Genomic DNA, 23,836 nt, shown 5'->3' on the forward strand with positions numbered 1-23,836 from the left:
ATCAGAAGCCAAAAGCGATAAGCCTGTTTGTCCGGCCAATTGTAACAAAACGCAAACAGTTTTAGAATAAACCTGCCCTGCAGTGCCTGGGCTTTAGTCCGTCAGGCCAAATGGACCGCAAAAGGTCCCGGGTCGTATGGGATGGCCTCTGGGGGCAGCATAATTACATTTTCATGCTTCGTTTTATCAGCCAGAACATCTGTATTATATAAGTTGATAGAAGCAATGAGTCAAACCTTTTTAGAGAGTTTTAAATGTCAGAAGGTCCTGAAAAATTTTTGAGCAACCTGTAAGGCAGGGCAGACGTCCAGCCGAAATTTCCTTTTATTTCATTTTTCATTGTGCTACATCTTCCGGCAAATGGGGCTTGATAAATACCTCCGCTCCAATCACAAAAAACTGACCCCATTGGCCCTCAAACTGTGACGGATGGCCCATGTAGTGACAAGGCCCACCAAATTATAATGACTGGCAGATGTGATGAACACCCCGATAAAAGATAAAGGAAAGAAGATGACATCTAAACAAGGCACCCTGAAAAAAGTCGGCGTGGCCTCATTTATCATGATGGCCTCGGTGTTTGCCAGCCGTGTCATCGGGCTTTTCCGGGAAATGGCCATTGCCTATGCTGGCGGTGCCGGGGGAGGTGTGGATGCCTACCAGGTGGCCTTTATCATCCCTGAAATTCTGAATCACATTGTGGCCAGCGGTTTTTTATCGGTGACCTTTATTCCCTTGTTTTCCAGCTACCTAGCCCGAAAGGACCACGAGGGCGGATGGAAAATTCTCTCCATTGTTTTAAACACCTTCGGCAGTCTGATGTTCATCCTTTTGATCATTGCCTTCTGTTTTGCCCCCCAGCTGGTATCACTGCTGGCCCCTGGACTTAAAGATCCTATTTTATTTACAAAGGCCGTTCGCATGACACGAATTATCATGCCGGCCCAGATGTGCTTTTTCACCGGCGGTCTTTTCATGGCCGTGCAGTTTGCAAGGGAACAATTCATAATTCCGGCCCTGGCCCCCCTGATCTACAATCTGGGGATTATCATGGGGGGACTTTTTCTGGGGCCACGCCTGGGCATGGAAGGATTTGCCTGGGGGGTGCTGGGCGGAGCATTTGCCGGTAATTTTGTTTTGCAGTACATGGGGGCAAAGAAATGCGGAATGAATCTTTTTCCAATATTCAGTCTAAGCCATCCTGATTTTATTCGTTATGTTCTCTTGACACTACCCCTGATGGTGGGGCTGACCATGACCTTTTCCACGGAAATTCTGCTGAAATACTTCGGCTCATTTCTGGAACCGGGAAGCATTGCCGCCCTTAACTATGCCCTTCGGATCATGTTTATACTGGTGGGGCTGTTTGGTCAGGCCGTGGGGGTGGCTTCCTACCCGTTCATGGCAAAACTGGCAGCCAAAGGCAAAATGGATGAACTCAACAACCTGTTGAACACCACTTTAAAATTTCTCATTTTAGTCATTCCCGTATCCGTACTGTTCATGGTCCTGCGCCGAGAAATCGTATTTCTTATTTTCCAGCGGGGACAATTTGATGCCGCAGCCACCGGGCTTACGTCCAGAGTACTTCCCTTTCTCATGGCGGGCACCGTTGCCTTTGCTGCCCAGACCGTGGTGGTCCGAGGATATTATGCCATCCAGAATACCTGGTTTCCAGCCCTTGCGGGATCAGCGGCTGTGTTAATAAGTCTGCCGATTTTTTATGGACTCATGCACCATATGGGGGCCATGGGTATTGCCCTTGCCCTAAGCCTTGGTGCCACCTTTCAGACGGGCCTTCTGTTTTTTCTGTGGAATAAAAAAAGCCACAATCATGGGGGGCGGACCGTTTATCTTTTCTTCATTAAAATGGCCGTGTTGAGTACGGGCATTGGATGGCTGCTCTTGAATCTGGCAGCCCCTCTGTCCCGTTTTTTAAATTCTGCCACCACCACCGGGGCCCTTGGCATCTGCCTAATCACCACCATGGTTTTTATTGCTGTCTTTATTGCCACCGGCTCATTGTTCAATATTGTGGAAATCCGGCTATTCACAAAAAAAATAGCTGCCCGGCTCAAGTCATGAAAGAGTCAAATTCAGCTGTTACTATCCACGATTTCATCTTGTAACCAAGCCCCATCTTTTGAAAAATCCACAACAAAGAATGAAAATGGGAATGCCCCCCTTACCAATTCACCGGCAGGCGCACCTGATGACCGGCCTTGCTACGAAACAACAAATGCCCATGGTCCCGCCCAAACAGATACAGATCCCGGGTGACCCGAACATCCTGGATGCAGTAATCTATTATTTCCCGCAATTTGCCTTCCTTCCACCATTTCAGGGCCAGCAGACCGTCGGCACTTTTTTTTGTTCCCAGAGTCTCCTGGGCCAGACGATCCAGGGAAAGCCGATAGCCCAGCTTTCCATGGACTTTTTTCAGCAGATCCAGGGTGGGAAGACTGAAAAAATCAAAATCCGACAATCCTGACAGCACTTTATAATCAAAGCCCATGATATTAAATCCCACCACAAGATCAAACTCGACGAGATCCTTTACCAGGGTCGGCACATCCTCCTGGAGGTATTCTTTAAAGACATCGGCATGGGAATCATACACCACCACGCAACTGACACCCATGTCATGGGCCAAGTTCCACCCCCCCACCTCTTGTGCAGACCTTCTGGTTTCCAGATCAAGCACACCATAACGCAGCTTTTCTTCTTTTATTGCCGGCAGATCTCCAAAGCCCGGTAAAAGCTCCTGCTGTCTGGGATGTTTTTCCTGTGTTCCACCCGTGGTCTTTTGTTTCATGGAAGGCACAAATTCTCCCACACGTTCCATGACCCGGGTTACCGGTCCCGGTGCATTGGCCTTAATCGTCTTTTTTTTCATCAGTTCTAGAATTTTTAATGCCGAAGTTTTATCAATGGGCCGGTTACCGGAGCCGCACTTGGGGGAATGCACGCAGGCAGGGCAACCGTTATCGCACCGACAGGTGGCAATGACATTGAAGGTTCGCTCAAGCAAAGCCTGTCCATGGGAAAAGGCTTGCCAGGAAAGTCCCACCCCCCCCGGGGTGCCGTCATAGATAAACACGGCGGCCCGGGCGATCTGGGGATGAAAGGGTATGGAAATCCCGCCAAGATCGTTTCGATCCGTCATCACCAGAAGGGGAAGGATACCGATGGCAGCATGCTCCATGGCGTGTATTCCCCCCATGAAGTGGTAGCGGTTGGATTCCATGAAGCCTTTTATGTCATCGGAAATCTCAATCCAGAGACCTTCGGTTTCAAAGGTGTTGGGAGAAAAATTAAGCGGAACAATGCCAAGGGATTTTCCGGAACCCACCGCCTTTCGCTCAAAACCTGTGACATGGTCGGTGACCCGCAGTTTTCCAAAGCCCATGCGGGTATTCCACACAAAACAATGGGCGGTCTCTTCCAGGATTTCGGTGGATTTCACTGATCTGGCCCGTGTGTAATACCCAACGGTTTCAGGAGACACCTCCACAATAGCCTTGTCTGGATCAAACCGGTTCACCACATGGGTGTTGCCATGGTGTAAATAAACGGCTCCTTCGTGGGTCTCGTAAAAGGCACGGTGTTTGTCCACGCTGCCAAGAAGCGTCCTGGTCCCGGAAAGAAATATGGGCACAGTGCTGCCGGTTCCCCGGAGCCCCACCGTTCGATGGGGGCTTTTACGGGAGGCAAACCAGGTGTTTCCATCGGCACTTTTTAAAAGGGTTGCATCCCCTTCAAGGGCTTTGAGGGCATCAGATACCCCGGAGGTCTGCATCATTTCTTCCCCGGCAACCAGGGCAAGGTCCGCTGCGGCACATTCCAGATGACGGGCCATGATCACTGGATTCAAGTGATTGATCACCGCCGTTTCAGGCGGCATGTCAAAAAAATGATCCGGGTTATTCATAAAATAATGATCCAGGGCATCCTCATGGGCCACAAAAATCATGGCGGAATCCCCGCCGTCTCTTCCCACCCGTCCCGCCCTCTGCCAGGTGGACATGATGGACCCGGGATACCCCACCAGAATACAAAGGTCCAGATTTCCGATGTCAATGCCAAGCTCAAGGGCGCTGGTGGATACCACGGCCAGAAGCTCTCCACTGGCCAGTTTTTCTTCAATGCCCCGGCGCTCTTCGGGCAGAAAGCCGGCCCGGTAAGCACTTATTCTGGAAGACAGGCTGCCCGCCCGCTGGGCTGCCCACATAGCAATAAGCTCGGTTATTTTCCGGGACTGGGTGTAGACAATGGTTCGCAGGTTGCGATGGATGGCGGCATGCATGAGCTGTATGGCCGTGTGGGCGGCCCCGGCCATGCCCCCCATTAAAAGTATCTCTTTTTTTCCCGAAGGCGCTCCACTTTCATGGATAAGTTCCACCTTAAGTCCGGTGAGGTCCGATGCAAGTTCCCTGGGATTGGCAATGGTGGCAGAAGAAAAAATAAACACCGGATCACTTCCGTAATGACGGCATATACGCCGAAGCCGCCGGAACACCCAGGCCATGTGGGAGCCCATCACCCCGCGATAGGTGTGCACCTCATCCACCACCACAAATTTAAGATCTTTAAAAAAGGTTTCCCACAGCCCATGGTGGGCAAGCATGGCAAGGTGCAGCATCTCCGGATTGGTTAAAAGAACATTGGGGGGCGTATTTCTGATGCGGGTCCGTTCATGGGCAGACAGATCACCGTCATAGGCGGCCGCCGTGAATTCACCGGCACCAAAATGGTCCAGGGCCACGGCATCAAACAGCTGCTGCAAACTTCCCAGCTGATCCCGGGCCAGGGCCTTTAACGGAAACATATACAATGCCCGGGTATGAGCATCTTTTAAAAGGGCTTCCAGCACCGGCAGATTATAGATCAGACTTTTGCCACTGGCCGTGGGAGTGGCCACCACCGTGTGTAAGCCTTTTCGGATCTGTCTCATGGCCCTTTCCTGGTGGGCGTAAAGCCGGGATATGCCCGCCCTGGTCAGAACGGCTTTTACGGAACCCGCATGGCTGGAATCCTCCGGGGCATAGATGGCTGATCGGGAAGGAAGAGTGCGATGGCACACAATGTCCGGTCCCAATTCCTTATATTTTTTCAGGGCGTCAATGTATTCGAAAAGGCTCAATAAATTCTTTTCCCCATGGCAGATACAATGAGATCCACGGCCAGCCGGGCAGTTTTATTGGCCTGATCCAGAATGGGGTTAATCTCCACAATGTCCATGGAGGCAAGCTTTCCCGAATCGGCAATTATTTCCATGAAAAGATGGGCTTCCCGGTAGGTCAGCCCCCCGGGTACAGGAGTTCCCACCCCCGGGGCTTCGGCCGGATCCATGACATCCATATCCAGGCTGATATGGATACTTTTCATGTGAACAAATTTCATCAAGGCCTTGTGGGTGATGGCACTGATTCCCTGTTCATCAATGTCGCGCATGGTATAGACGGTTATGCCGGAATCTTTAAGACGATATCTTTCCTTTACATCCAAATCCCGGATACCGATGAGAACCACTTGGTCGGGCTCCACTTTACTTGCATTGCGGCCAATGTTGACAAGGCCGGCATCCCCTTCCCCAATGAGGGCAGCCAGGGGCATACCGTGGACATTGCCGCTGGGAGAGGTTTCCGAGGTATTAAAGTCCCCATGGGCATCCAGCCAGATAAGACCCGTTGACCTGTCATGGGATACCCCCCCCACGGTTCCGGTGGCAATGGAATGATCCCCTCCCAGAAAAATAGGAACCCAGCCATCCTTTACGGCCTGTTTTCCGGCATCATACACCCGCTGACACACCCGGGTAATTTCAGGGAGATAATTTTTTGGCGCCTTATCCGTACCCTGATCTCGCACCGGCACCAGCACATCTCCGGAATCTTCCACTTCATATCCCAGGCTTCGCAACGCCGTAACAAGCCCGGAGTATCTGAGGGCAGCAGGCCCCATATCCACCCCCCGGTGAAGCTGCCCGAAGTCCATGGGTGCACCTATGATTTTAATCTTTTTTTCCATGACCCCTTCTCAATTTTTATCAACATAAAAAACCTGAACATCGACTAATTCAGCCCAAAACCGGGAAAATGTGAATGTGCCAACCTTATGGTTGCAGTCTTTTATAGGAAGATATATCATAACGGATGAATTTCATTCAACCTTAATACTTGATACCCCGTTTTCTCAAGACCGATTCTGGGAGAACGTGATCAGCTTACTTAAAAGGAATCCCCACTGCATCATGAGACCCAAAGATAAAATGCGACACCAGGAAACCCTTGACACCATCACCGCCCTGATGGATGAGGGCGTTGAAAAAATGGCCGTTATCATGCGCCATTCCCACCGATATTTCGGAGAAGACAGCTCAAAAGAACCCTTTCTTGGTCTGACCCCGGAGGGAAAGGCCCATGCCTTTGATCTTGGCACCTGGTTGCCGGGAAACATTCAACCCCATTTTTTTTCCAGTTTTTTCGGCCGGTGCATCGAAACCGCCTTTGTCATGGATAAGGGTTATATCAAGGCCCACGGCGTGTTCAGTGATCATAATATTCTGGCCGAAGAGTTGGCACCTTTTTATGTGAAAGATCTGGGCAAAGCCATTGCCATGATGACCCGGGTGGGGACTCCGGCTTTTCTCCGATCCTGGTTTAACTTTGAAATTAATGACAGCGTTATGTGCAACCCGGAACACACCGCCGATACCATTGCCGATTTTATGGTAAAGCGCCTTGACACCATTTCATCGGGAGAAATGGCCATATGTGTATCCCACGACTGGAATCTCTTTCCCTTAAAGGAATTCAAACTGGGCCTTTCCCATGAAGAACACGGCACCGTGGGATTCATGGAAGGGGTAGTGGTTTTTGAAAAAGAGGGCAGCCATTACATGACCAATTATCAGTCACCCCCCGTCCTCCTTCAAACAAGGAGACAGCCATGCCAAATATCAACACCGCACGACTGATCGAAGCCTTAGAAGCCATTGAAGACGGCATATACATCATCAATGCCGACCATGAAATTGAATACATGAACAGCACCATGATCTCTCTGTTCGGAGACAATGTGGGGAAAAAATGCCACGAGGTGATCAACCACACCCCACAAAGGTGTGCCTGGTGCCGGTACACTGAAGTCTTTGAAAAGGGAGAAACCCACCACCACGAAGTGTATATTGATCACCTGAACAAAACATTTAACCTTATTGAACTGCCTGTGACCAACCGGGACGGCAGCCGCTCCAAGTTATCCATCTACCGGGACATCACAAGCACACGGGAGCAGGAAGCAAAACTTAAATCCTCTGAAGAAGATTACAAGCGTCTGTTTGAGCATGCCGGATGCGGCATATTTATCAGCAGCAAGGAGGGGCGATTTCTGGATGTCAACCCGGCCCTTCTTAAAATGCTGGGATACACCGACAAGGATAATTTCCTCGCCATGGACATTGCCACGGACCTTTACTTAAAACCTGAAATCCGCAGGCAATACCAGGCAAAGGTGGAAAAAAACGGCCGGGTGGTGGACTATGAACTGGAGTGGAGACGGCGGGACGGCCATGTCATCCAGGTGCTGCTCACAAGCCATGTCCGGTATGATGTTAATGGCAATGTACTGGGATATGAGGGGGTTGTCGTTGACCAGTCCCTGCGTAAAACCATGGAAGCCCGCACCCGGAAGGCATTGGATTTTCTGGATCAGATCATTGCATGCAACCCCAATGCCATCATGGCCGCCGACCTGAAAGGAGAGGTCCTCATCTGGAATCAGGGTGCGGAAGAGACCTTCGGGTATGTGTCCGAAGAGGTCATCGGCAAAATGAACATCACGGATATTTATCCCAAAGGCGTGGCCAGACAGGTGATGAAGCTTATGCGTTCCCCGGAAAACGGAGGCAAGGGCAAACTCAAATCCTACCCCATTACCTTTATCAGCCGGGACGGGGAAAACCTGGAAGGAACCCTGTCCGCAAGTATCCTTCTTGATGACAAGGGGCAGGAAACCGCCTCGGTGGGCATTTTCGTGGATCTGGGGGAACGCCTTGAGATGGAACGGACCTTAAGAGAAACCCAGCAACATCTTCTGCAGTCGGAAAAACTGGCAGCCATGGGGCGGCTGACCTCCCAGATTGCCCATGAACTCAACAACCCGCTCTTTGGCATCATGAATACCCTGGAGCTAATGAAAACCGAAATATCGCCCGGCAATAAACGCAGACGACTCCTTGACATGTCCCTTTCTGAAACCGTACGCCTTGCCGACATGCTGAAAAAAATGCTCTCCTTTTCCCGGCCGGATCAGGAAGAAAAAATACACATCAACCTGAACACGGTTTTAGATGAAATCATTCTTCTGTATGAAAAAAGGTTCCGGGAACACAGCGTTAAATTCAAATTTGACCCGGCAACGGATCTGCCCCTGGTGCATGCCTCCAAAGATCAGCTGCGCCAGGTATTTTTAAACCTGATCTCCAATGCCATGGATGCCATGCCCGACGGCGGGAATCTGACCATCACAACTGCATCCATGGGGAAAAAGGTAAAAATCACCATCACCGATACGGGTTCAGGCATCAAGGCAGAGCATCTGGAAAAGGTCTTTGACTCTTTTTTCACCACCAAAACAGACAGTGTCAAGGGCGTGGGCCTGGGACTTTCGGTGTGTTACGGGTTTATCAAAGATCATGAAGGCGATCTCACCGTTGACAGCAAACTGGGTTCAGGTAGCACATTTACCATCCTTTTGCCGGTGGCAGGCGCTGTGTCATGATACGACCAGGAGCGTGTCCAGATTCAGAACACGCGCCTCAATGTAGATTACATACGCAACTTTCGGACTTCACTTCAAGGCTGGTGTTGTTATACAGTTCCTGACAGCACCACGAAAGGCGAGCACCGAAAGTTGAGTTGTACCTATCAGTTGCATATTTATCCGCTCACGGTGTAACTGCCAAGAACCTTCATAAATTCGGTATTCTTCTCAATGGTGGCAAGCACCGCTGTGGCCTTTTCCCCATGGATATCGGTCTCAAGGTCGGCATAAAACATGTACTGCCAGGGTTTGCCGTGTATGGGTCGGGATTCCAGCTTCACCAGATTGATGTCATTGTCCGCAAAGATTTTCATCACCTGGAACAGGGCACCGGGTTTATTGGATGTGGAAAACACAATGGAGGCTTTATTGCCAGCACCCTCCGTTAACTGGGCCTTTTCTATGATGGCAAACCGGGTGAAATTTCGGGGATTGTCCTCAATGGCCTCTTCCAGCACCGCCATGGAGAAAAGTTCTGCCGCCTCCACACTGCCGATGGCCGCCGCCCCCTTCAGACCCGATTCTGCTATGCGTTTCACCGCGCTTCCCGTGGCATTGACCGGTACCATCTCAATGTCAGGATAATTATCCAGAAACCGACGACACTGCTGGAATGCCGGGGGCGGGGCAAACACCTGTTTTATATCTTTCAGGGCTGTTCCCGCAGGGGCAATAAGGTTATGTACCACCCGCAAAGAAAACTCAGCGGTGATGTAGAGATCATATTCCAGCAGCAAATCATAATTTTCATGGATACTGCCTGCCAGGGAATTTTCTATGGGGATAATGCCATAATCGGCCCGGCCCTGTTTTACCGCTTCAAAAATATCCCGGAACGAGGGCACGGGATAGCTGTTCACATCTTCGTTGAAGTAATGCTGGGTGGCCTTGTGGCTGAAGGTACCCTGCTCTCCAAGGTAGGCCACCCGCCGGTCCGTGCGATCCATCAGTTCCCTGGAATTTTTTCTATCTTTTCTTCCAGTCGTATAGTCATGGTTCAACTGCTTGCCCACCACCGGTGCAATGACATACAGATCCCTGACAAGTCTGCCAAACTGAATGGGATAAAGGCTCTGGGGACCATCGGACAAGGCCTCATCTGGATTATGGTGCACTTCAATCATCAGGGCATCGGCACCGGCGGCAACGGCGGCCCTTGCCATGGGGGCCACCTTTTCCCGGATGCCGGTGGCATGGCTGGGATCAATGACCACAGGCAGGTGGGTGAGCTGCTTTAACACGGGGATGGCGGACAGATCCAGGGTATTTCTGGTGTATGGCTCAAAGGTTCTAATACCCCGCTCACAGAGAATAATTTTCTCATTACCCTCCGAGGCGATGTATTCAGCCGACATCAACCACTCTTCAATGGTGGCGGCAAGTCCCCGTTTCAGCACCACTGGCAATCCCATGCGACCGGCACATTTGAGTAGTTCAAAATTCTGCATATTCCGGGCACCGATCTGGATGACATCCACATACTTTATCATGAGATCCGCCTGCAGGGGGGAGGTGATCTCCGTCACCACGGGCAGCCCGGTGAGCGCCCTTACCTCTGCCAGTATTTTAAGTCCCTCTTCTTCCAGCCCCTGAAAGGAATATGGCGAGGATCGGGGTTTAAATGCGCCCCCCCGGAAAAGGGTGGCACCGTATTTTTTAACTTCCCTTGCAATGGTCAATGCCTGCTCTCTACTTTCCACAGCACAGGGACCGGCAATAATGGCAATTTTATTTCCCCCCACCTCCACATCACCAATGGTGATGACGGTATCTTCTTTTTTCATCTGTCTGCTCACAAGCTTATAGGAGGTGGAGATGGGCACGACATCCCTGACTCCTTCCATGGCAAGCAGATGTTCCTTATCGCATTTTCCAATGACCCCTAAAATATTCTGCCCGCTACCACCGGGTTCATGGACCATGCATTTCTGCTCGGCCAGCAAACTTTTAATCTGATTTTTCTTTGCCTGTGTGATTTCTTTTTCCAATACAAGTATCACGATCATTTCTCCATTTACGTTAATTTATAAATTAATTTAATTCTTAACACCAGGTCCGAAACTTTAACTTCAGGGCTTGATAATTAAGATCGGCCATTCCGGGGAAGGTTAAGCCCAACGTTATGAGCACACCCAAAACCCGAAACGGGCCAAAACAAAAAAAGGCCCTGGGTTTTTCTCCCAGAGCCTTAAAATAAAAAACCCCGGGTAGACTCTACAGTCCACCCGGGGTATGATCCTTAAACGGAACTATACCGGATGGACGTTCCTAAAAAAGAAACGTCCGAAAATAAAAAAACGATTAATGGTACAGTCAGTTGTATGTTTCAATATAATTTATCCTTATTTATTTTGATCATCTTTCACACAGATCAAAACCATTGTCAAGGGTTTTTAAGGCGGTTGGAAAAAATGCGTTTTCCCTTTTTATTTAAAGCTCCGCACACATTTTAACATCAAAACCTGATTCTTAAAGCCAATTTATTTGACACCCGAGGTATTTGTCGTTACTATGTAGGCCAAAAAGAGCAATCGATAAGAAATCAGCTTCACCACCCCCATGGCACTCTATCAATTTCCAAGCCCTGGGTTCATTGTCGCTTTCCATATACACACGACGAAATCATGTTTCAAAGTACTGTATACCGTAATGCTCCTGAATAGAAACCGGATGACGGCAAAAGGGGACTTATATTTTATGTCTTCCCCTTTTTGCTTTACATCCATACGTGACCATAGCCGAACAATACAACGCCGTAAAGGAGATAAATGGTGAATCCCGTACAAGGATATCTGGAAATCATGGATCAGGGATTTGGATTTCTAAGACAGATAGAAAATAATTTTCAGCCACTTCCCGAAAACACCTATGTTCCCAACAAAATGATCAACCGTTTCAAGCTCAGTGAAGGGGGCTTTATTAAGGGTGTCGGAGAAAAAAAGAGCCCGCGAAATAAAAACATGGCACTGCTTCGCATCGACACCATCAACGGAATTCCCTTAAAAGAAACCCTACACACCGTACCGTTGCAGGATCAGGTAAGCATAAACCCCTATGAACGACTGCAGATGACCATGGGACCCGACGATCTGACCGGCAAGGCCCTGGACAGCATTGTTCCCATGGGCCTTGGGCAGCGGGGCTTGATCATTGCCCCCCCAAAAACGGGAAAAACCACCCTGCTTCGCCACATGGCCAATGCCGTTATCACCAATCATCCGGATACAGAGGTCTTTATCCTTCTGGTGGATGAACGCCCCGAGGAGGTCACAGATTTTAAAAGAGGATTAAAGGAAGCCCATGTCCTGTTCTCTTCGGCTGACCAGCAGGTTTCCCAACACATGCGCATGACCCGTCTGGCCCTGCACACAGCCATATGTTGTGCGGAAATGGGAAACAATGCCGTGGTTTTCATAGATTCCCTGACCCGTATGACAAGGGCCTTCAATACCCAGACCGACAGCCATGGCAGAACCATGACAGGTGGTCTGGGGGCCAATGCCATGCAGATTCCCCGAAAAATTTTCGGGGCGGCCAGAAAATCGGAAAACGGCGGCTCCCTCACCATCATTGCCACCATACTGGTGGAGACGGGAAGCCGCATGGACGATATTATTTTCCAGGAGTTTAAGGGCACGGGCAATATGGATCTCATGCTCAACCGCACCTGTGCAGAAAATCGTATCTGGCCCGCAATTGATATTAATCAGTCCGGCACCCGTAAAGAAGCCCTGCTCCTGAGTAAAGCAGAGCTTGAGGAAATATCCCGCATACGAAGGGAACTAAGCAATCTGGAGGAAACCCAGGCCATGTCAGCTTTCCTTGAATATCTCAAGGATAAATAAACCCGCCGTCATTGAGAATGATCAACATCTATCAAAATAGTTTGTTATTGGAGCTGTTGAATAAACGGCCCCACGGCATCTACGCCTTCTTCGTTCACAATACGAATGGTCTGGGAGCCGATGACGGCGATATCCGCCCTTCCTTTCAGGTAATCCACATCCTTTTTGTCCTTGACTCCGAATCCCACGGCCAGGGGAAGATCCGTGGCTTTCCGGCACCGGGCAAGGTAGTTATCCATGTCGTGGGAAAAGGTGGTGTCCTTACCCGTCACCCCTTTCCGGGCCATGCAGTACATGAGTCCGGAGCCCTTGGATGCCAAAAGTTCCATACGTGCATCCGTGGTGGTGGGTGAGAAAATATATACAGGATTAAGGCTTTGTTTTTCCATAGCTTTCAGATACTCACCACCTTCTTCCGGTGGAAGATCCGGCACAATGGCACCCTTTATCCCTGCTGCTGCCATATCCCCGGCAAACCGGTCCATGCCGTATTTAAACAAAATATTGGTATAGGTCATGAACAAAAAAGGGATGTCAAAGCGCCGGGAGGCTTCCCTTGCAAATTCAAAACATTGGGCCACCCGGGTACCGGCATCCAGGGCTTTCTGGTTGGCCGTTAAAATCACAGGACCGTCTGCCATGGGTTCTGAAAAGGGAATCTGCAGTTCCATGAGATCCACCCCGGCCACCACCATCTGGGCCACAATGTCCATGGATGCCTCAAAGGAGGGGTAGCCAAGCACGATGTGGGTCATGAGCAGAATATCTTTTTTTCGTTTTTTTTCTCTTATATAAGCCTCAAGCATGATATTCACCTGCCTTTTCCTTTATAAACGCTTTCCATTTAGGGTCACCAAGGGCATCGGCCACCGTGAAGATATCCTTGTCCCCCCTGCCCGACTGATTGATGATGATGCACTGATCACTTGAAAGATTTCCGGCTTCCCTGAAGGCCCCGGCAAAGGCATGGGAGGACTCCAGGGCCGGAATGATACCTTCTTTCTGCATGGTGAGCTTCAATGCGGCAACAACCTCTTCATCGGTGGCGGATTCAAACCGGGCCTTTTTATCCACATGGAGCTGGGATAAAATGGGAGACACCCCCACATAATCAAGGCCTGCGGCAATGGAATGGGTTTCTTTCATCTGGCCGTCCCCATCCTGGAGGAAAAAGGTTTTGTACCCTTGGGCCACGCCCACAGAGGCATCATCTGTGCAAAGGCGGGAAGCGTGTTCGCCGGTGGCAAGGCCCCGTCCGGCAGCCTCCACCCCCACACATTCCACCCCGGGGTCTGAAAGAAATCCACTGAAAAGCCCCATGGCATTGGATCCTCCACCCACGCAGGCATATACCCGGGCGGGTAACCGACCCTCTCGTTCCAGTATCTGTTTTCTGGCCTCTTTACCGATGATGGATTGAAAATAGGTCACCATTTCAGGGAAGGGATGGGGCCCACAGGCAGTTCCCAGAACATAGTGGGTAGATTCCATGTTGGTTACCCAGTCCCGAAAGGCTTCGTTGATGGCATCCTTTAATATGCGAGTACCATCTGTGACCGGTATAACCGTGGCCCCCATCTGCTCCATCCAGAATACGTTGGGCCGCTGGCGTTTTACATCCACCTCTCCCATATAAATGGTGCAGTCAAATCCAAACTTTGCAGCCATGGTGGCCGTAGCCACACCGTGCTGACCGGCTCCTGTTTCTGCAATTACCCGGGTTTTCCCCATTTTTTGAACCAGAAGCCCCTGGCCCATGACATTATTGGCCTTGTGGGCCCCGGTGTGATTGAGATCTTCACGCTTGATATAAATTTTTGCACCACCAAAATGCTTAGTAAGATTCTCGGCATAGGTAAGGGGTGTGGCCCTGCAGGAGTAAGTGGACATGAGATCCACATAAGACTCCCAGAAACCGGGGTCATTTTTGATATCATTGAAATGGCTCACCAGATCATCAAAGGTGGCCACCAGGATTTCAGGGATGAATGCCCCGCCGAATTCCCCGTAGTATCCGCGTTTATTCATGTATATTTCCTCCAATGGTCTGTGAAAAAACAAACCGGTCTGTGCGACATAAAAGTTCCGAGTAAACCGCATTGGTGGCCTGGGGAAAATCCAGAAACCGTTTCACCATAATTACAGGATCATCCTCGGCAAGCTGCAGCGCCTGTGCCTGAAATTGATTTAAACGCTCAATCCGGAACGTCTGCCTGCCACAGTCCGGAACCATATAAAAGGTATCTGACACAACCCGGGCCAGGGATTTTCCCGTAAGATCCATATGCTCAATCCCCTTGAACAGCCGGGGATGAAGATAAATCTTTTCCAGAAGCACCGGCTGTTCTTCTGCCAGGGTCAAGCGGCTGACCACATAGGCTTGTCCCCCTGAAAACGGGTTTTCCCTGTCCCCTGAAACCGCCTTAAGACCCACAGGAAAAAGAAGTTTAATGTCAATGGGTATCCCCTGGCGCTGGAAAGCAGCTGACGTACCGGCCAGGGAAAATAAATCCACATCATTTCCCGTCTCGGTCACAAAGGTGCCGGCCCCCCGCCGTCTTTTGACAAGGCCTTTTCTGACCAGAAGATCCACGGCCTGACGAACGGTGGGACGGCCGATGCCGTAGGTTTGGGCAAGACCCATTTCTGCAGGAATCCGTGATCCCGGAGGATATTCTCCGGATCTTATCTCTGCGGTTAAAATTTCTGCCAGCTGATGGTACAGAGGCAGAGGTGATTCAGTGTTTAGCATATTATTTCCCTGTCATCACGGCAGTGCTGATTTTAATGGCTGGTATCAGGGGACATGCCTGAACCGCCAGGACCTTTCAGCAGCCTTTTAAATAATGCAACCAATATCAACCAAACAAGTCAAGTTGTCAAGACATTTTTACCATATGGCAACCCGCCGCACATGCCACTGCAGTTTTTGGAAATGGAGTATTCAGTGGATAAGGCCAATAACACAAAGCAGAACCCATTCCAGCAAAAAATGCCAACATAAACTTGTACATGGAGTTGGAATGAATTCCAAGTCACCTATCCACACCCTTGTACACCCGATTTTCAATGAAATAAGCCAAGTACCGCTGCAGTGTTAAGGGGCGCATTCCCATTTTCCAGGTTCAACGTTTAATCAGAGAAAGGTCATGCTTGCGGTAAAGGAAAAATCCCTACAATATAAAAATAAAGTTCAGTTATTTTATTTATTATAGCTATTTTATTTTTAATAATCTAAATTATATACTTGACTTTAAATAAAAAATAAAATAAATATAATAACTATATAAAATTCATTTTCATTCTGACCACTGCCTGGCCCCATCCTCCCGGATTTACATTCTTCCTTTGAATCAGCGATTCACGATCTGGTTCTTCCTGTTTCGTCCATCTCAATCAGTTCGTTATCACATGGGGGAACTGCCTGGTTTGCAACCAGACATATATCAGTCATCACCTGCTTTTCCATAACACTCGATGTTCAAGTTTTTTTGCCGATTTTGCGAGAACGGGGTCAGGCTTGTGTTATTGGCGTTATCGACCAAAGCCGGGGCGAACCCGAAGCGCCACCGATAATGCCCATAACGCAAGCCCGCCCCCTCCCCGTTTTATATGAAATACTCCGCAAATCAGGGGCGTATTTCAAGCTTCGTTGGGGGCAGAGCCGGATCGGAATACGGTCTGCCCATGGCAGTTATAAGAAAGAGTAGGTAAGTCTAACTCTCTTTCGTCCTTCGTTGTGGGCAGAACGAGATCAAAATAAGGTCTGCCCGTGGCAGTTATATGTAAATATAAACAAACTTGATCATCGAGTAACAAGATCGGCAAATGCATCCACCAGCAAACCAGCCCCCGGGCACAAAGATTTTAACAAAAACCCCTGAAGCACAAGGCCCATGGAGAACATGGGTAATCATTTCATCCATTCACAAGGAGGGTCGATTCATGGAAGACACCATGACCGTATTTACCGCAAGCAAATACTGCAATGTCTCATCAAAAACCATCATCAACTGGGTGGAAGCAGGCCACATCAAGGCCTACAAAACAGTGGGCGGCCATCGACGGATTAAAAAAACAGATCTGGAGAAATTCATGGAAAATCAGGGAATTCCCATCCCCGACGCCCGGGAAAAGTCAAGTGGGAAAAAAATCCTGGTGGTGGATGATGACATGATCATCGTGGAGTCCATTGTCCAGTCCCTGGAGGAGGATGAATATGATTATGAAGTCATCTCTGCCTCGGACGGATTTGAAGCAGGGCTTCAGGTCAACCATTTTAAACCCGATCTGCTGATCCTTGATATCATGATGCCCGACATCAAGGGATACGAGGTGTGCAAAAAAATCAAAACCACCGAAGAAACCGCACACATCAAAATCATCGTTCTGTCCGCCTATCTGGACGACGAAAAATTTCAACAGATGAAAGAGAATGGGGCAGACCTGTGCCTTTCAAAACCCCTGCCCCTGTCCCAGTTGAAAAATGAAGTGGCAAGACTGCTTGGACTTAAAGAATAGGAGGCCCGCCATGAACTTGAAAGACTCACTTGAAAAAAAGAAATTTGTCGTAACCTCGGAAATCCAGGCCCCCATGGGGGAAGATGATCCCCAGGAACTGATCAAAAGTCTGAACAGGGTAAAGGGGCGCGTGGACGGGGTTTCCATATCTGAAGTGGAACTTGAGGGCGTTGTGGGAGACAGCATCCAGACCTGTGAGCTGCTTCGCAAAAATCGTTTCAACGCTATTTACCAGACCACCACAAGGGATAAGAACAGGGTTCAGCTCCAGCGGGATCTCACCCTGGCCCATGATGCCGGGGTGGAAAATCTCCTGGTATTCACCGAAGACTATCGTATTTCCGGCGAGAGTCTCCAGGAGTCCATGTTTTTCCATGTGGATTCCGGAAAACTGTCATCGGTGCTGGAGCACATGAAGCAGGGGCAGACCATTGACGGCAACGCCCTGGATAAAAAAATGGATTTCATGCTGGGTTCCGGTGTGGAGACCCCCTGGGGAAAAAATCTTCCAAAACGCGGCATGGAAGAATTGGAGGACATGATCAGTGTGGGCACCGGATACTTTCTCACAACCCCCATCTTTGACCTGGATCAGTTTGAAAAATTCATGAAACAAGTGAACACCTTCGGGGTACCGGTCATCGCCGAGGTGATGATTCTTCGCACCGGCGGCATGGCGAAATTTCTAAATCGCCATTTCAAATCCGGAATGGTCCCGGAATGGGCCGTGCAGAAACTCTTGAAATCGCCGGATAAAACCCGGGCAAGCATTGAACTTTTTGCCGATACGATAAAAGGACTCAAGCATCTGTGCCAGGGGGTACACATCATCACCATCGGGGGTGAAGACAAACTGGGCGAATATCTTGATGCAGCCAAACTAAGATAAAAAGGGATGGTAAAAAATGACAGAATCAATTGCGCTTGACGAGCTCACCTGTGAATTAAAAGACGAGGTGGCAAGCCGTATCCCCGAGGCCAATCTTGATCTGTGTCTCACCTGTGGTGCCTGCACCGGCGGGTGTCCGGCCAGCGGGCAGTATGACATGGATCCCAGAAAATTCCTTCGCCTGCTCTTATTGGGCATGGACGATGAAATCGTTAAAAATCCCTGGGCATGGGTGTGTACCATGTGCGGTCGCTGTGTCACCGCCTGCCCCATGAAAATTAATATTCCCAAATTTATTTTTAATGTCCGGGCCGCCTGGCCCCGAAAAAAAAGACCCAAGGGCATAAGGGGTTCCTGCGATCAGCACATTAAATCGGGCAATGCCATGGGGGTTCCCAAGGAGGATTTTGTATTCACCATTGAAGATGTGGCAGAAGAGATCAAGGAAGAACAACCCGATTTTAGTGGATTAAACATAACCGCCGACCGGGTGGGCGCCCACATGGTGCTCAACCAGAACTCCCGGGAACCGGTAACGGAACCTGACGAGATGAGTCCCTTATGGAAGGTGCTCCACCTCACCGGCGTGGACTGGACCTATCCCACGGTGATGTGGGGGGGGGAAAACTACTGCATGTTTCTGGCCGATGATGAAGGCTGGAGATACATCATGGAAGAGTTTGCCCACCACATCGAACATACCATCAAGGCCAAGGTGGTGGTCAACACCGAGTGAGGACACTCCTACTATTCAATCCTGGAAGGATTGAGAAAATTTAATATTCCCCACACCTTTGAACTCAAAAGCATCATTGAACTCTTTGCCCAGTGGATCCGGGAAGGCACCTTAAAGGTCAACGCTGACTGGAACCGGGACCTTAAAATTAAATTTACAGTGCAGGACCCCTGCAACATCGCAAGGAAAATAGAAAGCGACCATATAGTCGATGATCTTCGATTTGTCATCAAAACCATTGTGGGGGAAGAAAATTTCATCGACATGATCCCCAACCGGTCCAACAACTTCTGCTGCGGCGGGGGCGGAGGTGCCCTCCAAGCCGGCCACACAGAACAGCGACGGGCCTATGGAAAGGTAAAGTTTGACCAGATCATGGAAACCGGGGCCGATTATGTTATCACCCCCTGCCACAACTGCCATGCCCAGATCGAAGACATGTGCCATCATTATGGCGGCAAGTATCACACCGTCCACCTGTGGACCATCATATGCCTTGCCATGGGCATTCTGGGGGAAAACGAACGGACCTATCTCGGGCCTGATTTGGCGGAATACGGCCTTGAAAAGGAGGATACATAATGACCAGAAACCCAACGGGATCCGTAATGGTGGTGGGAGCCGGCATTGCAGGGATTCAGGCATCCCTTGACCTTGCCGATGCAGGCTATCTTGTCTATCTTGTGGAAAAGGATACAGCCATTGGTGGTGTCATGGCCCAATTGGATAAAACCTTTCCCACCAATGACTGTTCCATGTGCATTATTTCCCCCAAACTGGTGGAGGCGGGACGTCACTTAAACATTGAACTTATGCCCATGAGCACGGTGACTGCGGTGGAAGGCAGTGCCGGTGATTTCACGGTGAAACTCACCCAGGCCCCCCGGTTCATTGACATGGAAAAATGCACGGCCTGCGGCGAGTGCGATTCCGTGTGCCCGGTGGAACTGCCCAACCCCTTTGATGAGGGATTATCGTCCAAAAAGGCAGCCTTCAAGCTCTATCCCCAGGCCATGCCCGGCGCCTTTGCCATTGACAAGGGGGATCGGGCACCCTGCAAGCTCACCTGTCCCGCCGGACTCAATGTCCAGGGCTATGTGCAGATGGTAAAACAGGGCAATTACAAAAAAGCCCTGGAGATCATCATGGAACAGCTGCCCCTGCCCGGGGTGCTCGGCCGTATCTGCCCCCATGAGTGTGAAAATGCCTGCCGCCGATGTGAAGTGGATGAGCCCATTGCCATCCGGGATCTCAAACGCCTGGCCGCAGACCAGTATGATGCAAGGAAGATTGAAATCACCTGCGCACCCGATACCGGGAAACGAACAGCCATCATCGGTTCCGGCCCTGCCGGTCTTTCCTGCGCCTATCACCTGGCCCGAAAAGGCATAAAATCCACCATATTTGAAGGCCTTTCCAAACCCGGCGGCATGCTCCGGGTGGGCATACCTGACCATCGTCTGCCCCCGGAAATCCTGAACAAAGACATTGAAGTCATCACCGGGCTGGGGGTTGAAATCAAACTAAACACCGCTCTTGGAAAGGACCTCACCATTGATTCTCTGTTGTCCGACGGGTTTGACGCCGTGTTTCTGGCCCTTGGTGCCCACAAAGGTATTGGCCTTGGCATCCCCGGAGAAAATCTGGACAATGTCCGCCAGGGGGTTGATTTTTTACGAGAGTTGAATTTAACCGGCACCACCCGGGTGGGCAAACAGGTGGCCATCATTGGCGGCGGGAATGTGGCCATTGATGTGGCCAGAAGCGCTGTGCGCCTGGGGGCTGAAAAAGCCACCATCCTCTACCGCCGGACCCGGGAGGAGATGCCTGCCTGGGAAGAAGAAATTGTTGCCGCCGAGGCCGAAGGGGTTGACATTGTGTATCTGTCTGCCCCCCTTGAAGTGCTCAGCCGGGACGGGGTCATCACCGGATTAAAATGCCTTGGCATGAAACTGGGTGAACCGGACACATCCGGACGTAGAAGACCCGTTCCCATCCTGGGCAGCGAACATGACATTGGCATTGATCAGCTCATCCTGGCCATTGGGCAGACCCCGGATACCACATCCATCTCCCCGGATAAAACCATTTCCATCAGCCGATGGGGCACCACAGAGGTGGATGAAATCACCTTTGAAACCCGTCGAAGGGGCGTATTTGCCGGAGGAGATCTCACCTCCGGTCCCAATGTGGCCATTGCCGCCATTGCGGCAGGCATGGAAACAGCCGAGTCCATTGAAAGATACCTTGCCGGTGAAGATATGAAGGCGGGCAGAAGCGCTTTGGGTTCAGACAGAAAACAATTAACAGAAACGGCGAACTTTACCCCACTCTCTCCGGATATTGTGCAGCAGCCGCGGTCCGGCATCCGGGAGCTGAGTCTTACACAACGTAAGGGCAATTTTAATGAGGTGGAACTGGGGTTTGAAGAGAGCCAGGGCCAACAAGAAGCCCATCGATGCCTCAACTGCGGCTATTGCTCCGAATGCATGGCCTGCGTGGATGCCTGTCTTGCCGGTGCCGTGGACCATGCCATGACCCCGGTAATCCATGAAATTAATGTGGGGGCAGTTATTCTGTCACCGGGCTTCACACCCTTTAACCCCGAACCCTATAAAACTTACGGGTACGGCTCCTCCCCCAACATTGTCACAAGCATTGAGTTTGAGCGGCTCTTGTCCGCATCCGGCCCCCATGCCGGCCACCTGGTGCGCCCGTCTGACGAAACAGAACCCAGGAAAATTGCCTGGCTCCAGTGCGTGGGATCCCGGGATATCAACCAGGGAGATCACAGCTACTGCTCCGGGGTGTGCTGCATGTATGCCAACAAACAGGCCGTCATTGCCAAGGAGCACAGTGAACATCCCCTGGACACGGCCATTTTCTTCATGGACATGCGCACCCACGGCAAGGAGTTTGACAAGTACAACATCCGGGCCGAGGATGAAAACGGGGTTCGTTTTATCCGATCCAGAATTCACTCCATTTTTCCCATGAAAGATCATCGTCTGCGCATCGTCTATGCCACGGAATCGGGCTCCACGGCCCAGGAAATATTTGACATGGTGGTGCTCTCCGTGGGCCTTGCCCCCTGTGCCGGGGCCCAGGAACTGGCAACGGTGATGGGCATTGAATTAAACCGCCACCAATTTGCAAGAACCCGCAATTTATCTCCTGTGACCACCACCCGGGACGGCATCTTTGTATGCGGGGCATTCCAGGAACCCAAGGATATTCCCATGTCCGTCATGGAAGCCTCGGCCACGGCCACCATGGCAGCTAAAATGCTGTCAGAACAGCGCTGGACCCTCACAAGGACCCGGGAACTGCCCCCGGAACGCGATTTTTCCGGCATGCCCCCCCGCATCGGCGTATTTGTGTGCAACTGCGGCATCAACATCGGCGGAATTGCCGATGTCCCCGCCGTGCGCGATTATGCCGCAACCCTGCCCTATGTGGTGCATGTGGAGGACAATCTGTTTACCTGCTCCCAGGATACCCAGGAACAGATAAAGAACATTATCATTGAAAAAGACATTAACCGGGTGGTGGTGGCATCATGTTCACCTCGCACCCACGAAGCCCTGTTCCAGGAAACCATAAGGGATGCGGGCCTGAACAAATACCTGTTTGAAATGGCCAATATCCGGGATCAGAACACCTGGGTACACATGAACCAGCCGGAAAGGGCCACCCGCAAGGCCAAGGATCTGGTGCGCATGGCCGTGGCCAAGGCCACCTATGTGGAACCCTTGCACCAGGTCCGTCTGTCCATCAAGAAATCCGTTCTGGTGGTGGGCGGCGGCATTGCCGGCATGGAAGCGGCCCTGGCCGTTGCAGCCCAGGGATATCAGGCATGGCTGGTGGAAAGAGAGGCACTGCTTGGCGGGGTAGCAAAGGACCTGAGATCCACCTGGCAGGGCGAGCCCATAAAGCCCTACGTGGACAATCTCATCCACCAGGTCAAAAACAGCCCGCAGATCAAGGTGTTTTTAAACACCGAGGTGAAATCCACCACGGGCAGCCTTGGCAATTTTATCACCACCCTTTCATCAAAAGAAGCTGTGGAACACGGAGCCACCATCGTCGCCACCGGTGGAAAAGAATACAAACCCCATGAATATTGTTATGGAGAGCACCCCCATATCCTGACCCATCTGGAAATGGACAAGGTGCTGGAACATGAGAGCGATAAAATCAAAAAGAATAAATCCGTTGTGTTCATCCAGTGTGTGGGCTCCAGAAACAATGAAAATCCTTACTGCAGCAAGGTATGCTGCACCCACAGCCTGAAAAGTGCCATGGAGGTTAAAACCTTAAGGCCCCAGGCCCGGGTGTTCATCCTGTACCGGGATATCAGATCCTATGGATTTCGGGAGGACCTATTCCAGCAAGCCCGGCAAATGGGCATCCTTTTCATCCGGTATGACCTTGAAAAAATGCCCCGGGTGACAATAGATGACACCGGTGCCATCAAGGTGACGGTGGTGGATCATGTATTAAAACTACCCGTCACCATCCATCCCGATTTTCTGGTACTGGCATCGGGCATTGTGGCCCACGACAACAAGGCCTTGTTTGAAACCTTTAAAATACCGGTGAATGACGAAGGATTCCTGGTGGAGGCCCATGCCAAACTTCGTCCCGTGGATTTTGCATCGGACGGTATTTTTGTGGCAGGACTTGCCCATTTTCCCAAACCCGTGGAAGAGACCATTGCCCAGGCAACGGCAGCCGTGGCCCGTGCCATGCGCATTGTTTCCCGGGATCACATAATGGTTGGGGGAATTGTGGCAACGGTGGAACCGGAAAAATGTGCGGTGTGCCTCACCTGTGTACGCACCTGTCCCTATGAGATTCCCTTCATACACCAGGATGGATATGCAGTGATTGAACCCGGAGAATGTCACGGTTGTGGATTATGTGTATCCGAATGTCCGGGCAAGGCAATCACCCTGAACCATTTCACCGACCGGCAGATTCTGGCCAAAACCCATGCCCTTTTCAATGTGGCATAAG

15 protein-coding genes are annotated in these 23,836 nt (G+C 50.6%); 9 read left to right on the forward strand and 6 right to left on the reverse strand.

Annotation, left to right across the window (positions count from 1 at the left end; genetic code table 11):
- The first annotated feature begins 513 nt into the window (after window positions 1-513).
- A complete protein-coding gene (gene murJ / locus ACYQ2M_RS07675) occupies window positions 514-2,085 on the forward strand; it encodes a murein biosynthesis integral membrane protein MurJ (protein ID WP_459915747.1) in 1,572 nt (523 codons plus the stop codon).
- 100 nt (window positions 2,086-2,185) lie between these two features.
- On the opposite strand, the gene ACYQ2M_RS07680 is transcribed toward murJ, so the two are convergent.
- Both ACYQ2M_RS07680 and rocF read right to left on the reverse strand, forming a co-directional pair.
- Window positions 2,186-5,143: a DEAD/DEAH box helicase gene (locus tag ACYQ2M_RS07680; RefSeq protein WP_459915748.1), complete on the reverse strand. Its 2,958-nt coding sequence runs from the start codon at window positions 5,141-5,143 to the stop codon at window positions 2,186-2,188.
- A complete protein-coding gene (gene rocF / locus ACYQ2M_RS07685; protein WP_459915749.1) occupies window positions 5,140-6,030 on the reverse strand; it encodes an arginase in 891 nt (296 codons plus the stop codon). The genes ACYQ2M_RS07680 and rocF overlap by 4 nt, the downstream gene beginning before the upstream one ends.
- Window positions 6,031-6,253: 223 nt before the next feature.
- On the opposite strand from rocF, the gene ACYQ2M_RS07690 reads away from it, so the two are divergent.
- Window positions 6,254-6,979, forward strand: coding sequence for a histidine phosphatase family protein (locus ACYQ2M_RS07690; RefSeq protein ID WP_459915750.1), 726 nt, complete (start codon window positions 6,254-6,256; stop codon window positions 6,977-6,979).
- Window positions 6,952-8,784: a PAS domain-containing sensor histidine kinase gene (locus ACYQ2M_RS07695; RefSeq protein ID WP_459915751.1), complete on the forward strand. Its 1,833-nt coding sequence runs from the start codon at window positions 6,952-6,954 to the stop codon at window positions 8,782-8,784. The genes ACYQ2M_RS07690 and ACYQ2M_RS07695 overlap by 28 nt, the downstream gene beginning before the upstream one ends.
- 158 nt (window positions 8,785-8,942) lie before the next feature.
- Here the strand turns inward: ACYQ2M_RS07695 and aroF are convergent, their stop codons facing one another.
- Window positions 8,943-10,826, reverse strand: coding sequence for a 3-deoxy-7-phosphoheptulonate synthase (aroF, locus tag ACYQ2M_RS07700; protein WP_459915752.1), 1,884 nt, complete (start codon window positions 10,824-10,826; stop codon window positions 8,943-8,945).
- Window positions 10,827-11,594: 768 nt separating this feature from the next.
- On the opposite strand from aroF, the gene rho reads away from it, so the two are divergent.
- Complete coding sequence (gene rho / locus ACYQ2M_RS07705; RefSeq protein WP_459915753.1) at window positions 11,595-12,671, forward strand: transcription termination factor Rho; 1,077 nt, start codon at window positions 11,595-11,597, stop codon at window positions 12,669-12,671.
- A gap of 44 nt (window positions 12,672-12,715) precedes the next feature.
- Here rho and trpA read toward each other — a convergent pair whose 3' ends face one another.
- Genes trpA through ACYQ2M_RS07720 form a run of 3 tightly spaced genes read right to left on the reverse strand, consistent with a single transcriptional unit; the run spans window position 12,716 to window position 15,423 of the window.
- On the reverse strand, window positions 12,716-13,477 hold the full coding sequence (gene trpA, locus ACYQ2M_RS07710) for a tryptophan synthase subunit alpha (protein ID WP_459915754.1): 762 nt from the start codon (window positions 13,475-13,477) through the stop codon (window positions 12,716-12,718).
- Window positions 13,470-14,699 carry a tryptophan synthase subunit beta gene (gene trpB, locus ACYQ2M_RS07715; RefSeq protein ID WP_459915755.1) on the reverse strand — a complete coding sequence of 410 codons (1,230 nt, stop codon included), beginning with the start codon at window positions 14,697-14,699 and terminating at the stop codon, window positions 13,470-13,472. Before trpB ends, trpA begins: the two co-directional genes overlap by 8 nt.
- Window positions 14,692-15,423 carry a GntR family transcriptional regulator gene (locus ACYQ2M_RS07720; protein WP_459915756.1) on the reverse strand — a complete coding sequence of 244 codons (732 nt, stop codon included), beginning with the start codon at window positions 15,421-15,423 and terminating at the stop codon, window positions 14,692-14,694. The genes trpB and ACYQ2M_RS07720 overlap by 8 nt, the downstream gene beginning before the upstream one ends.
- Before the next feature lie 54 nt (window positions 15,424-15,477).
- Here ACYQ2M_RS07720 and ACYQ2M_RS07725 point away from each other — a divergent pair, with 54 nt between their 5' ends.
- The 5 genes from ACYQ2M_RS07725 to ACYQ2M_RS07745 all read left to right on the forward strand — a co-directional run bounded on the left by ACYQ2M_RS07725 (window position 15,478) and on the right by ACYQ2M_RS07745 (window position 23,835).
- On the forward strand, window positions 15,478-15,675 hold the full coding sequence (locus tag ACYQ2M_RS07725; RefSeq protein ID WP_459915757.1) for a hypothetical protein: 198 nt from the start codon (window positions 15,478-15,480) through the stop codon (window positions 15,673-15,675).
- A gap of 941 nt (window positions 15,676-16,616) precedes the next feature.
- Window positions 16,617-17,192, forward strand: coding sequence for a response regulator (locus ACYQ2M_RS07730; protein ID WP_459915758.1), 576 nt, complete (start codon window positions 16,617-16,619; stop codon window positions 17,190-17,192).
- Between the two features lie 10 nt (window positions 17,193-17,202).
- The gene (locus tag ACYQ2M_RS07735) at window positions 17,203-18,081 is read left to right on the forward strand and encodes a methylenetetrahydrofolate reductase (RefSeq protein ID WP_459915759.1); all 879 of its coding nucleotides are present in this window, start codon (window positions 17,203-17,205) and stop codon (window positions 18,079-18,081) included.
- 16 nt (window positions 18,082-18,097) lie between these two features.
- Window positions 18,098-19,399 (forward strand): (Fe-S)-binding protein, encoded by a 1,302-nt coding sequence (locus ACYQ2M_RS07740; RefSeq protein WP_459915760.1) that lies wholly within the window; start codon window positions 18,098-18,100, stop codon window positions 19,397-19,399.
- Window positions 19,399-23,835: an FAD-dependent oxidoreductase gene (locus ACYQ2M_RS07745; protein WP_459915761.1), complete on the forward strand. Its 4,437-nt coding sequence runs from the start codon at window positions 19,399-19,401 to the stop codon at window positions 23,833-23,835. Before ACYQ2M_RS07740 ends, ACYQ2M_RS07745 begins: the two co-directional genes overlap by 1 nt.
- Window position 23,836: the final 1 nt, after the last annotated feature.

It is taken from the genome of Desulfocicer niacini, from assembly GCF_054657595.1.

What these genes read in the sequence shown, in the direction of transcription:
- murJ (WP_459915747.1), top strand. Translation starts at nt 514, where the DNA reads ATGACATCTAAACAAGGCACCCTGAAAAAAGTCGGCGTGGCCTCATTT.
- trpA (WP_459915754.1), bottom strand. Translation starts at nt 13,477, where the DNA reads ATGCTTGAGGCTTATATAAGAGAAAAAAAACGAAAAAAAGATATTCTG.
- ACYQ2M_RS07730 (WP_459915758.1), top strand. Translation starts at nt 16,617, where the DNA reads ATGGAAGACACCATGACCGTATTTACCGCAAGCAAATACTGCAATGTC.
- ACYQ2M_RS07725 (WP_459915757.1), top strand. Translation starts at nt 15,478, where the DNA reads ATGCCTGAACCGCCAGGACCTTTCAGCAGCCTTTTAAATAATGCAACC.
- trpB (WP_459915755.1), bottom strand. Translation starts at nt 14,699, where the DNA reads ATGAATAAACGCGGATACTACGGGGAATTCGGCGGGGCATTCATCCCT.
- rho (WP_459915753.1), top strand. Translation starts at nt 11,595, where the DNA reads ATGGTGAATCCCGTACAAGGATATCTGGAAATCATGGATCAGGGATTT.
- ACYQ2M_RS07690 (WP_459915750.1), top strand. Translation starts at nt 6,254, where the DNA reads ATGAGACCCAAAGATAAAATGCGACACCAGGAAACCCTTGACACCATC.
- ACYQ2M_RS07695 (WP_459915751.1), top strand. Translation starts at nt 6,952, where the DNA reads ATGCCAAATATCAACACCGCACGACTGATCGAAGCCTTAGAAGCCATT.
- rocF (WP_459915749.1), bottom strand. Translation starts at nt 6,030, where the DNA reads ATGGAAAAAAAGATTAAAATCATAGGTGCACCCATGGACTTCGGGCAG.
- ACYQ2M_RS07720 (WP_459915756.1), bottom strand. Translation starts at nt 15,423, where the DNA reads ATGCTAAACACTGAATCACCTCTGCCTCTGTACCATCAGCTGGCAGAA.
- ACYQ2M_RS07735 (WP_459915759.1), top strand. Translation starts at nt 17,203, where the DNA reads ATGAACTTGAAAGACTCACTTGAAAAAAAGAAATTTGTCGTAACCTCG.
- ACYQ2M_RS07745 (WP_459915761.1), top strand. Translation starts at nt 19,399, where the DNA reads ATGACCAGAAACCCAACGGGATCCGTAATGGTGGTGGGAGCCGGCATT.